Raw genomic sequence first — 12,004 nt, forward strand, 5'->3', positions numbered from 1 at the left:
GATGGGTGACCTCGAAGCCACCGCCGACGCCGTGCCCCACGGCGTGCCCGGACGCCAGGGCTGGCGCAGCGTCGTCACCGACGCGTCGTCGGACCAGCGCGTCTTCAAGGACGTGCCCTGGGGCAAGCCGATGATGTGGATCTTCCTGCTGAGCGACACCTTCATCTTCGGCAGCTTCCTGATCTCGTACATGACGGTGCGCATGTCGACCACCGTGCCGTGGCCGAATCCCAGCGAGGTGTTTTCGCTCACCATCGCCGGCCGGGACGTCCCGCTGCTGCTGATCGCCATCATGACCTTCGTCCTGATCAGCAGCAGCGGCACCATGGCGCTGGCGGTGAACTTCGGCTACCGGCGCGACCGCAAGGTCACCGCGGGCCTGCTGCTCGCGACGGCGGCACTGGGCGCGACCTTCGTCGGCATGCAGGCCTTCGAATGGTCCAAGCTGATCCACGAAGGCGTGCGGCCCTGGGGCAACCCCTGGGGCGCGCCGCAGTTCGGTTCCTCCTTCTTCATGATCACGGGCTTCCACGGCACGCACGTGACCATCGGCGTGATCTTCCTGCTGATCGTGGCGGCCAAGGTCATGCGCGGCTCGCTGGAGCACGAGCGGCCCGGCTTCCTGACGGGGCGGCGCGGCACCTATGCTGTGGTGGAGATCCTGGGCCTGTACTGGCACTTCGTGGACCTCGTGTGGGTCTTCATCTTCGCCTTCTTCTATCTGTGGTGACCCAAGGAGCCGGCATGGAACACGTGGAACACCCGCATGCAGCCGCGCACGGCGACGCGCCGGCGCAGCAGGAGTACGGCCAGCAGCACCCGCTGGGCATCTACTTCAAGATCTGGGGCCTGCTGTTCGTGCTGAGCGCGGCGTCGTATGCCGTCGACTACTACCACCTGCAGGGGTTGCTGCGCTGGACGCTGATCATCGTGTTCATGCTGCTGAAGGCCGGCTTGATCGTGGCCGTGTTCATGCACATGCTGTGGGAGCGGCTCGCGCTGGTGTACGCCATCGTGATTCCGCCGCTCCTGCTGGTGACGCTCGTCGCGATCGGCGCGCTCGAGGCCGACTACACCTTCCTGTCGCGGGGAACCTTCTTCGCGCCGGTGAAGGAGCAGCCGGCGCCCGCGCATTGAAGGTGCCTTGCCATGGGCAAGAGCGGGGTGTATAGCAAAGATCGGGGTCCTGCCCCAAGGAGTTGACCATGCGCAGACGCATCTACTGGCTGCTGCCCGACCTCGACAGCGCACGTGCCACGATGGACGACCTGCTGCTCGCACGCATCGAGGCGCGCAACATCCACTTCGTCGCCCGGGAGGACGTCGACATGCGCGGCCTGCACGCGGCCAACGTGCTGCAGACCTCGGACGTGGTGCGCTCGGCGGAGATGGGGCTGATCACGGGCGCCGGCGTGGGCGCGCTGCTCGGGGGCCTGGTGGCCGTGCACTACCCCATCGTCGGCGACGAGCCGCAGTGGGGCATCGCCGCGGCACTGGCCGTCGCCGGGGCGCTGTTCGGCACCTGGACCTCCACCATGATCGGCATCTCGACTCCCTCCAAGCGGCTGCAGCGCTTCGAGGCGCAGATCGAGGCGGGCCAGATCCTGCTGATGGTCGACGTGCCGATGTGGCGCGTGGAGGCGATCGAGGCGCGCCTGAAGGAACTGCACCCGGAAGTGCACCTCGAAGGGACCGAGCCGGACATCCCGGCTTTCCCCTGAGCCGCGGCGCACGCGCCCGTCCCGCCGCAGTGCCGCGGGCGCGCTGCCCTCACGCGCGGATTGCCTGCGCAAGATCCTCGAAGGAGCGATCCCGACGCGCAGCGGCGTTCTTGCCACCTACCCGTGCCATGGGGTGATGCGCGGCAACCATCGCCTCACGTTCGCCCGGTACCGCTGGTACTCGTCGCCGAACTGCTCGCCCAGCACAGGCTCTTCGTAGGTGACGACGAACAGGAAGAATCCGGCCCACACGATCGCGCCGTACTCCAGAAGCGTGACGCTCCCGAACAGGAGGCCCTGGCCGGCGATCAGCGCGGTGACTGCCACGTACATCGGATTGCGGACGTGGCGATAGAGCCCGGTGACGACGAGGCGCTGGGGAGGCATCACGGGCGCCGGTGTGCCCAAGCCCTGCAGCGCGAAGCGAGCGAACGAATCGAGCAGGATGGGCAAGCCGGCGACGATCAGGACGGCGCCAAGCACGCGCGCGCTCGGGAACAGCGCAGGCGCGAAGTGCCAGTGGGTGAGGTACCAAGGGACGTACCCGGCGAGCGTTCCCGGAGCGATGACTAGGAAGATCGCGGAACCGATGATCGCGGCGGCGCGCTGCACGCTGGAAGCATACTCAGCGCCGCCGCGAAATGTCTAGGCCGACGTCAAGCCACGCGAACGCCGCCGCGACTCCCCAGGGCGAGACCGACGATGAGGCCCATCAGGACCCCTACCAGAGTCCCAGTCGCCATGGCCCCTTGTGCGGCGGCAGCTGCAGCGGTTGTTGCGGCAACAGCGCCGGCAGTCGTGGCCCCTGCGGCGGTCGCAGTAGCAGCAGCTGCAGCCTCCCGGGCGGCAGCAGCTTCCGCGGCAGCGATCCCTCCCTGCGTGCCAGTTGCCATCGCGGCAGCTTCCCTGGCGGCGGCGGCGGTGGCGGTTGCCATGCCGGTACCCGTGCCAGTTGCTGCGCCCGCTTCACGGCTCATCACTTCGTTTCCATCAACCATTCATATCTCCAGCGTCTGTTAGGTGTGCCTTGCCCAAATCAGGCAAGGCGCTCAGGTTGATGGGGGCGTCGGTCTTCGGCGGGCACCAGCCTTCCGAGTTTTCTGTGCGGCGTCGCTTACGCCGGCTTGCCCAAGCGGCCGGATTCATCCGCGAACCTTCCTTGCGGAATCGCATCTGCTGCGTCCTATTCAGCCTGTGCATCTCCCCTGTAAGACGTAATTGCTACCAACGGGAGCGGCGGCGCGCCCGGACGATGCAGGCCTGTCAGTGGACCGCCCGCCTCAGCGCCGCATCACTGCGTTCGCTGCGACACTGGAGGCATGACAAAAACGAACGGTCCGCCTCGTGAGCAGGTGCTGCACCTGCTGGCGGAAGCGGCGGAACTGGAGCACAACATCCTTTGCGGCTATCTTTATGCCGCGTTCAGCCTCAAGCAAAGAGAAGACGAAGACCTGACCGGCGCCGAATTGGAGGCGGTAGGCCGCTGGCGAGGTGACCTGATGGGGCTGTGCGTGGAAGAGATGGTGCATCTCGCGCAGGTGTCGAACCTGATGGTGGCGTTGGGCTCGCGTCCGCATTTCAATCGCCCGAACCTGCCGGTGGCTCCTGGCTACCATCCGGCGGGGATTGCGATTCGCCTCGCGCCCTTCGATCTCGACACGCTGGAGCACTTCGTTTTTCTGGAGCGGCCCGAGGAAGTGCCCGTCGCCGACAGCGAAGCCTTCGACGACGAAGGCGCTGCGCGCCCCGCTCCCGCGTTCGCCGCGCTCATGCCGCGTGCGCCCCAGTACCAGACTATCGGCGCGTTCTACGCGGTGTTGCGACGAGAGCTCGAACTGGCCGCGGCGAGCATGGGCGAGCCCCGGCTCTTCAGCGGCTCGACAGGGCTGCAACTGACCGGCAAGGAAATCAATTCACCTGAGCTCGTGGTCGTCCGCGGCCTGGAAGACGCCAGGCGAGCGATCGACTGCATCGTGGAACAGGGCGAGGGTTCAGGCCGCCGCAGGGACGGGTCGCACTTCGGCCGCTTCGAAGCCATCCGGGAGGAGTTTCTGGCTTTGCGGTCCGCGCGGCCGGGGTTCGAGCCCGCACGACCGGTTGCACGCGATCCCGTCATGCATGCCCCGGTGACGGATGAAAGGGTCTGGATTGACGGGGCTCGCGCCGCGCCGGTCCTGGACGCTGCGAATGCCTGTTATGCGGCCATGCTGCGTTGCCTCGCCCAACTGTACGAGACGCCCGCTTCCAGTTCCGACCAGCGCAAGGCATTGTTCGGATCCGCCATGGCCGCCATGAAAGCCGTCACTGCGCTGGGGTCCGCGCTGACCGAGCTTCCGGCGCGCGAGAGCGAACCCGCGGTGCGGGCCGGCATGAGCTTTGCGATGCTGCGCAGCATCGAGGGCCCGTACTCCGACCGGGCGCTTGCCTTCCTGGCGGAGCGGTTCACCGAGATCGGAGACGGGGTGCGCCGCCTGGACTTGCCCGACCAGGTCCGGGATTCCGTCAGGGTTGGGTTCAAGGATGCAGCAGCGGCGTTGAGAAGAGCGTAGGGTCCGGCCCTGCCGGCGATGGTCACGGGGGCGTCGCCCTGCCAGACTGCCTATGCTCTTTCCCGAGTGACTCTCATCGCCGGGTTGCACGGGGGGTGGGGCGCTTTGTCGTCCTGGCGGGTTCCTCTGAACGCAAGCGCCGGAATGCGTCGTCCAGCTGGCGTCTGCTTGCGCGCGCGGCGGCTTCCCCGTCACGCTTCTTCAGGGCATCGACCACGGGCTTGTGAAGCAACAGCGAACCGCGGTTGCTGACGGGAACGGGGTTCATGCGGTGCAGGCTGACGGTCAAGGCCGCCGAGATCGCGGTGCCAACCGCCGCAAGGTATTCGTTGCCACAGGCGGCCATCAGCGCAAGGTGGAAGTCGCGGTCCGCTTGCACGAACAGCTGCGGATCGTCCACGTAGGTCACCATGCGTTGGTACGCCTGCGCAATCTTGTCGATGGCTTCGTCGCTTCCGTCCCGTGCGGCGAGCAGGCAGGCGCCCGGTTCCACGATCATCCGCACATCCGTGAGGCGGATCAACATTTCCGGATCCGCGCCGGACTGCGCGATCCACCCAAGCACGTCTGCATCGAGCATGTTCCAGCCGCTGCGCTCCGTGATGGTGGTGCCGACCCGCTGACGCGCTTCCAGCATCCCCTTCGACTCCAGCAGCTTGATCGCCTCCCGCAGCACCGGCCGGCTGAGGCCGAACTCGGCCAGCAGCTGAGCCTCCGCCGGCAGCACGCTGCCCGGCGGGTACTGGCCCGACACGATGCGGCGTCCGATCTCTGCGGCGAGCTGGTGGTTGCGCCCCGTGAAAGCCTTGATTGACGATGCCATCGAATAAGTAATATAAATCAGATGTTCTGAACTGGACCCCGCCATGCGCATCACCGACATCAAGACCCACGTCCTCTCCACGCCGCTGCAGGAGCCTTTTTCCTTCTCCATGGGGTGGGTCACGCGGCGCAGCACCATGATTGTGGAGGTATTGACCGACGAAGGGGTCACGGGCTGGGGCGAATCGCTGTGCCACGGGCTGCAGCCGCCGGAGATCGCCCGCACGATCGTCGATGTCGCGCTCAAGCCGCTGCTGATCGGTGAGGACCCTTCGGACGTCGATGTGCTGTGGGAGCGCATGTACAACCTGACCCGTCCCTACGGGCAGAAAGGCGCGGTGCCCAACGCCATCAGCGCCGTCGACATCGCGCTGTGGGATTGCCTGGGACGCGCGGCAGGCAAGCCGGTGCACAAGCTGCTCGGCGGCGCGTACCGCAGCAGGGTGCAGCCCTATGCCACAGGGTTCTATCGGGTCGAAGGCAAGTCGTATCCGGAGGATGCCGTGGCGGAGGCGAAGCGGCACATGGCCAAGGGCTTCACTGCCATGAAGCTCAAGACCGGCTTCGGCGTGGAAGAGGACATCCGGTACATCCTGGGTGTGCGGGACGGCATCGGCGACGGTCCCCGGTTGATGGTCGACGCGAACCATGCCTACAACGTCGGCGCTGCGCGCCGCATCCTGAAGGCCATCGAACCCGCCGGCATCCACTGGTTCGAAGAGCCCATCTCGCCCGAGGACATCGACGGGTATCGCGAGCTCAAGTCCCTGACCAGCGTCTACCTCGCCGCCGGCGAGAACGAGTTCACCAAGATCGGCTTCCGCGAATGGGTGTCGCGCCGCGCGGTGGACATCCTGCAGCCGGACCTGTGTGCCGCGGGCGGTTTCACCGAGTGCCGCAAGATCCTCGCACTGGCGCAGGCCTGGCATATGCCCGTGATCCCGCATGTCTGGGCCTCCGGGATCGGGCTTGCAGCGTCGCTGCAGTTCATCGCGACCATCCCGCCGGCCCCGCTCGCGCTCAAGCCCATCGAGCCGATGCTCGAGTACGACCAATCTTCGCATCCCTTCCGGCAGGACCTCATCTTCGGCGCCATCGGCATGCGTGACGGCCTGGTGGACATCCCGCAGGGGCCGGGCATCGGCGTCGAGATCAATCGCGAGGTCATCGAGCGGTATTCCGTTCGCTGAGCCTTCTTCCATTCGCTACGACCAAACCAAGGAAACTTCATGAATTCGACGATTCCCCGCCTCGTGCTCGCTGCCGCTGCCCATGCCCTGGTCTTCGCCGCCGCGCCCGCGGCCGCGCAGGTCAATGCACAGACCGTCAAGCTGGGTTACGGCGTGCCGGAGGAGCACCCCATCGGACAGGGCGTGAACAAGTTCGCCGAGCTGGTGGAGAAGAAGAGCGGCGGCAAGATCAAGGTCAACAAGTTCGCCAACAGTGCCCTCGGCAGCGATACGCAGATGGTGTCCGCGGCACAAGGCGGCGTGCAGGAACTCGTCGCGGTGTCTTCGGCGCCCCTCGTCGGCCTGGTCAAGGAATTCGCGATCTTCGACTTCCCGTTCCTCTTCAGCGACGAGAAGGAGGCCGATGCGGTGCTCGAAGGACCCGTGGGCAAGAAGCTGCTGGACATGCTCTCCGACAAGGGCCTGGTGGGCCTGTGCTATTTCGAGAACGGATTCCGCAACGTCACCAACAGCAAGCGGCCGATCACGAAGTTCGAAGACATCGGCGGCCTCAAGCTGCGCGTGATCCAGAGCCCCGTGTACCTCGAGACTTTCAGCACCTTGGGCGCCAACGCTGTCGCCATGCCCTTCCCGGAGGTGTTCGGCGCACTGGAGTCCAAGGCCATCGACGGCCAGGAAAATCCGTACGCCAACATCTACAACAGCCGCTACTACGAGGTGCAGAAATACCTCAGCGTGACCAAGCACGCGTATGCGCCGCTGCCGGTGATGGCAAGCAGGAAGTTCTGGGAGAAGTTGAGCGTCGATGAGAAGAAGGTCTTCCAGGACGCCTGCACGGAGGCCAGGCAGTACCAGATCAGGACCAACCGCGAGCAGGGCACCAAGCTCCTCGCCGACCTGAAGGCAAAGGGCATGGTGGTCAACGAGATCGCGCCCGCCGAAGTCGCGAGGATGCGCGAGCAGGTCAAGCCGGTCATCGAAAAGTACGGCAAGCAGGTCGGGGAGGACCTGGTACGCCAGACCGTCGCGGAGATCGCGAAGGCGAAGAAATAGTTTCGCGGCACGCATCGTGCAGGACATGACGACGACGCCGCCGGTAGGCGGCCAACCCAGCGCCCGCAAGATCGGATTCCTGGGCGCCGGTCGGCTGGCCAACGGCCTGGCACTTGCGTTGTCGCGGCGCGGCGCGCGGGTCGTGGCGGCAAGCAGCCGCGGTCCCGCGTCGGCCGTGCGGCTGGCGCAGCGGATCGAGGGTTGCCAAGCGGCTGATTCTGCGCAGCAAGTCGTGGACCTTGCCGACCTCGTGTTCGTTGCAGTGCCCGACGACGAGATCGCGAGCGCTGTCCGCAGTGTGCGCTGGCGGCCCGGCGTTGCTGCGGTGCATTGCAGCGCCGCTACCGAGCTCGCGGCACTGGAACATGCGGCCGCGCAAGGTGCGTTGATTGGCGGCTTCCACCCGCTACAGGCGTTTGCGGACCCAGTCGCGGCGGCCGAGACCTTGCCAGGCTGCAGTGTCACGATCGAAGCGGGCGAAGGTCTGCGCGGCGAACTGGAAGCACTTGCCGCACTCCTTGGCTGCGGCACCATCCACCTGCCGCCAGGCAGCCGGGTCCGCTACCATGCGGCCGCTCACTACGCGGCCGGTTTCGTGTTCGCGCTGGTCCACGAGGCAGCGCAGATCTGGCAAACCTTCGGCGTCCCACCGGAGCAGACGGTCAAGGCGCTGGTTCCCTTGCTGCGCGGGTCGGCCGCCGCCATGGAAAGCGCGGGGCTCGCCAAGGGGCTCCCCGGAATTTTCTCGCGGGGCGATGTCGGCACACTCGGTGGGCACCTGGCTGCGATGGACGCGCTGGGAGGCGATCACCTCGAGCTGTACTGCGCATTGGGGCTTCGTTCCATCTCCTTGGGCCGGAAGCATGGCGGCCTCTCGGAGGATCGCGCGCTGCAGATGCAAGACATGCTGCTTGCGGCCGCGAGTGGCGGAAATCGCTAGCCGGTGCACCTTGCCGGGACAGCGCCCTGCGCACCAAGAGCTGGCGACGGCGCTCCTTCGAATCGAATCCCTGCCTCCGGGTAAACACCGCGTCACGGGCGAGTACGTTGCGTTAGTGGAGTGATAAGAAAGAACCCGGCCGAAGCCGGGTTGATGGTGAACAGCAAAGCTCCAGAGGGGCGCGAGCAGAGCCATGCAGTACACCGCAGGGGACCTCGAACAACCAACAACGCACTTACTCGCACAAACGCCGCCACGCGCCGGATTCGTCCACCGAGGTCGTAACAGCCTGCTATGCGGTGGGAGCGTGAGCGGTTCCTCAGGCATCGGGACCAGTCTCCCGCACGCACTCTTGGCGGCCTCCATGCGGACTAAGACCTTTGGGCAATGTGCCCTGTACGGCCGAGCACGCAGAATCGCTGCTCAGCAATTAAACGGAGCGGAAAGTGCCCAATGCCAGCTGTCACCCCCTGCTACCGCGAAAAACCCCATCGGAAGAGCGCGAAGACTTCCTGGATAGCGCGATGGACAAGCTTCAGGCTGCACACAACGAACTGGCGGAACTGTCCGAGGTCAGCGCGTCAGCGGGAGCACAGATCAAGCACCGTCTGAATGTCGTGCTCGCCAATCTGGAGGACTCGCTCATCATCCTCCGGCTCACGCATCCTCGATAACGCTTGGTGCTCAGGCGGCGGGACCAGTCTACTGCAAGGTCACTCCGGCGCGGCGGAGTACGCCGCTCCAGCGAGCGGACTCTGCGTCGATGAACTGGCGAAACTCGAACGGACCGGAGTCGTTCAAGGGCTCGAGGCCAGACGCCTGCAGACGTTGCCGTACGCTGTCGATGGCCAGCGCGCGACCGATTGCCCTGGAGATCTGCTCGACTCGTTCTGGCGCCGTGCCTGCGGGTGCTACGAACCCGTGCCAATCCCGTACGCTTGCATTGGCATGGCCGAGCTCGGCCAGGGTCGGGACCTCCGGCAACGCCGCAAGCCTCTGCAGGGCCGTGACGGCAAGCGGACGCAGTTTCCCGTCTTTGATGAGCGGGAGCGCGGCGGCCGTGGTTGCGAACATCATGTCGACATGCCCGCCGATCAGCGCTGAAAGGGCGGCGACTGGACCGTTGAACGGGACATGCTGGAAGGGAAGTTTCACCTCTTGCGCGAAGAGTTCCGCGGTGAGGTGAGACGGCGTTCCCATGCCGGCGGACGCGTAGGCGAATCTGGATGTCCCGGCGTCCCGCATCAACGTGGTGAAGTCTCGCATTGAACCGTCGCCTCGCACGACGAGCACGTTCGTGACGGTGGAGACTTGGCGCACCGCGATCAAGTCACGCGCACTGTCGTACGGCATCACCTTGACAATGTTCGGGGCCACAGCCGACTGGAGTGCGAACGTGCCGAGAACGCTCCCGTCGGCCGCGGCCCGGCTGACGGCGCCCAAGGCCAGGGTGCCCGCAGCGCCAGGCCTGTTCTCCACCACCACGGGCCGGCCGAGTTCCCTTGAAAGCGGTTCGCCGAGAGTCCGCGCGACCAGGTCGCCAGGCGTACCGGGCGGGCCGCCGACCACGATTGTGATGTGCTGGGAGCCGCCAGCGGGTTGCGCATGCGCGAGCGTGACTGCAATCAGTGCAGCCAACAGGAACGCTGGTCTTTTCATCGGACTGCCTCGTTTCGAACGGAGGCCAGTACAGCATGCGGGCGCGTTCAGACATAAGATGCCGTGGCTTCTTCCTGATAACCGACGGCTATCACGACATGCAGCTCAGCCAGCTCAAAGTGCTCTGTGCCGTCGCCGAAACGGGCAGCATTCGGGCCGCGGCGCGCAAGCTGAATCTGTCGCAGCCCTCGGTCACCAAGAGCCTGCAGGCATTGGAGCAGGATCTGGATGTCGTCCTGGTCAACCGCAGCAGCCGGGGCATTGTCCTGACCGAAGCGGGGAAGGCCGTGCTTCCCCGGGCGCGCGGGATACAGGCGGAGGTGCAGAAGGCGCGCGAGGAGGTGGATCGACTGGCCGGCCGCGCCAGGAACTCCGTCACGATGGGGGTCGCCTCCGTCATCGGTGCCTGGCTCATTCCGCCGGTGCTCGCGCGGTATGGCCGTGAACGCGTCGACACGACGGTGCGTGTGGTGGAGGGTACCCAGGAGACGTTGCTTCCCTTGCTGCGCGACGGCACGCTGGATTTCGCTGTCTGTTTGCGGCTGGAGCAGGAGGAGTCGACCAGCGGCTTCGCCGTCCGGCCGCTGGCCCGTTTCCGGCTGACGGTGGTGGGTCGCAAGGACCATCCGTTTCGAAGCGCACGCAGTTTGCAAGAGCTCCAGGCTGCCCACTGGATCATGACCCGCTCGAGGGGCCGAAAGGGCGTATTGGAGCAGGCTTTCCATTCCGAAGGCCTGGAAATTCCGCCGTCCGCAGCAGAGTGCGACTCGCACGCGATCAAGATCTCGACCTTGGCCCAGAGCGACGCACTGGCTCTCGTGGGCAAGCCGATGCTGAGCGAGCCGGCAGTCGCAGCGCTTCTGGAAGAGATCGTGTTGGCCAAGCCCCTTCCGCTGCTGACGGCAGGGCTCTACACGCGCAGCGACGTTCGCCTGACGCAGCCGGCTCGCGCATTTGCGGCTGCGATCACGACCGAGTGCAAGAAGATCCTGCGTATTAACTGACAGCCGTCGCTATCCAGCGTCTCTAAATTCACCGACGAGCGATTGGGACTCGGCCGTCCTATGATGAGTCCCGGTCGACTATCGGAACACGCGATAGTTGGACACCTGCAGATCCCCCGTGCCTTCGACGGTCTCCACGCCCAGCTCGACGCTGACCAGGTGCTCGTTGCCCTCAGCCCATCGCTGCCCGAAGGCGTCGCTGCGCGTGCTGACATAGTTGACTATCTTCGCCAAGTCCAGCGTGCCCGGGGGGATGGGGCGGTCCGGCTCGAACACGATGAACTTCCAGCCGGAACCGAAGCTCGAGAGCACGTGGCCGGTGGCGTCCTTCACGATGTAGACGTGGAACAGGCGGCCGTCGATGGTCACGTCATGGTCGTACCACTGTGGATTGCGGGTGGGGTAGCTGCCATAGCCACCCCAGTAGTCCAGCGGCACCATGATCTCGTGCGTGATCGTCGGGCCGAAGCCGTTGAGCTGCACGGGCTGGCTCTGCAGGAAGATGTCGTACGAAAGATGCCCGCGCCCGGTCGGCGGACTCATGTGCTTGTAGTTGAAGGAACTCTTGAGCGACGCAATCGGCAGCTGCAGCGGCAAGAAAGAGCCTGGTGTCTTGCCGGAGGGATACACCTGCGAGTAGCTGCCGTTGGGCAGCAGCACGTCGTACCCGCCCGGCTTGGTCCAGCTGTTGTGGTAGCCCGGCTTCTGGCCCTTGAGGATGCTGGGGAAGCTCTTCACCTCCGTGCTGCCTTTGGGCCACTTCCACGAGGTGCGGTAGGCAACCTCTCCGTTCGGGCCCACTTGGGGGCTGATCCCGGTCGCCTGCTCATAGGTACTACCCCACTCGCCCGTGTAGGTGCCGCGCGTGATGCCCGCGGATCCCCACACGCCGTCCTCGACCCAGTACGTATCGCTGTCCAGCCCGGTCTGCAGCAGGGTGGTGGGATGAGACACCCTGTGTCAACCCCCTGCTGCGGCGAGCTGCAACATGGCGCCTGTGTGACGCTGGACGTCGTATGGCTGGCGGTCTCTCCAAGCGCGCCAGATGACGCGCAGCCAAGCGCGG

Annotated in this window: 13 protein-coding genes; 9 read left to right on the top strand and 4 right to left on the bottom strand. The window is 65.7% G+C overall.

The window, feature by feature from the left end:
• The first annotated feature begins 1 nt into the window (after position 1).
• The 3 genes from AC3EGR_RS08135 to AC3EGR_RS08145 all read left to right on the top strand — a co-directional run bounded on the left by AC3EGR_RS08135 (position 2) and on the right by AC3EGR_RS08145 (position 1,721).
• The gene (locus tag AC3EGR_RS08135) at positions 2-730 is read left to right on the top strand and encodes a heme-copper oxidase subunit III family protein (protein ID WP_488545944.1); all 729 of its coding nucleotides are present in this window, start codon (positions 2-4) and stop codon (positions 728-730) included.
• Positions 731-744: 14 nt separating this feature from the next.
• A complete protein-coding gene (locus tag AC3EGR_RS08140; protein ID WP_488545945.1) occupies positions 745-1,137 on the top strand; it encodes a cytochrome C oxidase subunit IV family protein in 393 nt (130 codons plus the stop codon).
• 68 nt (positions 1,138-1,205) lie between these two features.
• A complete protein-coding gene (locus tag AC3EGR_RS08145) occupies positions 1,206-1,721 on the top strand; it encodes a DUF1269 domain-containing protein (protein ID WP_488545946.1) in 516 nt (171 codons plus the stop codon).
• Positions 1,722-1,838: 117 nt separating this feature from the next.
• Here AC3EGR_RS08145 and AC3EGR_RS08150 read toward each other — a convergent pair whose 3' ends face one another.
• Positions 1,839-2,333, bottom strand: a complete 495-nt coding sequence (locus AC3EGR_RS08150; protein WP_488545947.1) for a methyltransferase family protein — start codon at positions 2,331-2,333, stop codon at positions 1,839-1,841.
• A 707-nt stretch (positions 2,334-3,040) separates the two neighbouring features.
• Here AC3EGR_RS08150 and AC3EGR_RS08155 point away from each other — a divergent pair.
• On the top strand, positions 3,041-4,270 hold the full coding sequence (locus tag AC3EGR_RS08155; RefSeq protein ID WP_488545948.1) for a ferritin-like domain-containing protein: 1,230 nt from the start codon (positions 3,041-3,043) through the stop codon (positions 4,268-4,270).
• Positions 4,271-4,343: 73 nt separating this feature from the next.
• On the opposite strand, the gene AC3EGR_RS08160 is transcribed toward AC3EGR_RS08155, so the two are convergent.
• On the bottom strand, positions 4,344-5,153 hold the full coding sequence (locus tag AC3EGR_RS08160; protein ID WP_488545949.1) for a FadR/GntR family transcriptional regulator: 810 nt from the start codon (positions 5,151-5,153) through the stop codon (positions 4,344-4,346).
• Between AC3EGR_RS08160 and AC3EGR_RS08165 the strand changes: the two genes are divergently transcribed.
• The 4 genes from AC3EGR_RS08165 (at position 5,137) to AC3EGR_RS08180 (ending at position 8,949) form a co-directional block, all read left to right on the top strand.
• Positions 5,137-6,282, top strand: a complete 1,146-nt coding sequence (locus AC3EGR_RS08165; RefSeq protein ID WP_488545950.1) for a mandelate racemase/muconate lactonizing enzyme family protein — start codon at positions 5,137-5,139, stop codon at positions 6,280-6,282. The genes AC3EGR_RS08160 and AC3EGR_RS08165 overlap by 17 nt on opposite strands.
• A 39-nt stretch (positions 6,283-6,321) precedes the next feature.
• Positions 6,322-7,335 carry a TRAP transporter substrate-binding protein gene (locus AC3EGR_RS08170; protein WP_488545951.1) on the top strand — a complete coding sequence of 338 codons (1,014 nt, stop codon included), beginning with the start codon at positions 6,322-6,324 and terminating at the stop codon, positions 7,333-7,335.
• 25 nt (positions 7,336-7,360) lie between these two features.
• Positions 7,361-8,275, top strand: coding sequence for a Rossmann-like and DUF2520 domain-containing protein (locus AC3EGR_RS08175; protein ID WP_488545952.1), 915 nt, complete (start codon positions 7,361-7,363; stop codon positions 8,273-8,275).
• 524 nt (positions 8,276-8,799) lie between these two features.
• Positions 8,800-8,949: a hypothetical protein gene (locus AC3EGR_RS08180; RefSeq protein ID WP_488545953.1), complete on the top strand. Its 150-nt coding sequence runs from the start codon at positions 8,800-8,802 to the stop codon at positions 8,947-8,949.
• Between the two features lie 28 nt (positions 8,950-8,977).
• Here AC3EGR_RS08180 and AC3EGR_RS08185 read toward each other — a convergent pair whose 3' ends face one another.
• Positions 8,978-9,934 carry a Bug family tripartite tricarboxylate transporter substrate binding protein gene (locus AC3EGR_RS08185; RefSeq protein ID WP_488545954.1) on the bottom strand — a complete coding sequence of 319 codons (957 nt, stop codon included), beginning with the start codon at positions 9,932-9,934 and terminating at the stop codon, positions 8,978-8,980.
• 98 nt (positions 9,935-10,032) lie between these two features.
• Between AC3EGR_RS08185 and AC3EGR_RS08190 the strand changes: the two genes are divergently transcribed.
• A complete protein-coding gene (locus AC3EGR_RS08190) occupies positions 10,033-10,938 on the top strand; it encodes a LysR family transcriptional regulator (protein WP_488545955.1) in 906 nt (301 codons plus the stop codon).
• A gap of 78 nt (positions 10,939-11,016) precedes the next feature.
• Here the strand turns inward: AC3EGR_RS08190 and AC3EGR_RS08195 are convergent, their stop codons facing one another.
• Positions 11,017-11,892, bottom strand: coding sequence for a hypothetical protein (locus tag AC3EGR_RS08195; RefSeq protein WP_488545956.1), 876 nt, complete (start codon positions 11,890-11,892; stop codon positions 11,017-11,019).
• Positions 11,893-12,004: the final 112 nt, after the last annotated feature.

The sequence above is a fragment of the Ramlibacter sp. G4-7 genome (genome assembly GCF_057784995.1).

Excerpts from the sequence above, each read along its gene's own strand:
- AC3EGR_RS08180 (WP_488545953.1), top strand. The coding sequence starts at position 8,800 with ATGGACAAGCTTCAGGCTGCACACAACGAACTGGCGGAACTGTCCGAG.
- AC3EGR_RS08190 (WP_488545955.1), top strand. The coding sequence starts at position 10,033 with ATGCAGCTCAGCCAGCTCAAAGTGCTCTGTGCCGTCGCCGAAACGGGC.
- AC3EGR_RS08185 (WP_488545954.1), bottom strand. The coding sequence starts at position 9,934 with ATGAAAAGACCAGCGTTCCTGTTGGCTGCACTGATTGCAGTCACGCTC.
- AC3EGR_RS08145 (WP_488545946.1), top strand. The coding sequence starts at position 1,206 with ATGCGCAGACGCATCTACTGGCTGCTGCCCGACCTCGACAGCGCACGT.
- AC3EGR_RS08155 (WP_488545948.1), top strand. The coding sequence starts at position 3,041 with ATGACAAAAACGAACGGTCCGCCTCGTGAGCAGGTGCTGCACCTGCTG.
- AC3EGR_RS08160 (WP_488545949.1), bottom strand. The coding sequence starts at position 5,153 with ATGTCGGTGATGCGCATGGCGGGGTCCAGTTCAGAACATCTGATTTAT.
- AC3EGR_RS08140 (WP_488545945.1), top strand. The coding sequence starts at position 745 with ATGGAACACGTGGAACACCCGCATGCAGCCGCGCACGGCGACGCGCCG.
- AC3EGR_RS08135 (WP_488545944.1), top strand. The coding sequence starts at position 2 with ATGGGTGACCTCGAAGCCACCGCCGACGCCGTGCCCCACGGCGTGCCC.
- AC3EGR_RS08175 (WP_488545952.1), top strand. The coding sequence starts at position 7,361 with ATGACGACGACGCCGCCGGTAGGCGGCCAACCCAGCGCCCGCAAGATC.
- AC3EGR_RS08170 (WP_488545951.1), top strand. The coding sequence starts at position 6,322 with ATGAATTCGACGATTCCCCGCCTCGTGCTCGCTGCCGCTGCCCATGCC.
- AC3EGR_RS08165 (WP_488545950.1), top strand. The coding sequence starts at position 5,137 with ATGCGCATCACCGACATCAAGACCCACGTCCTCTCCACGCCGCTGCAG.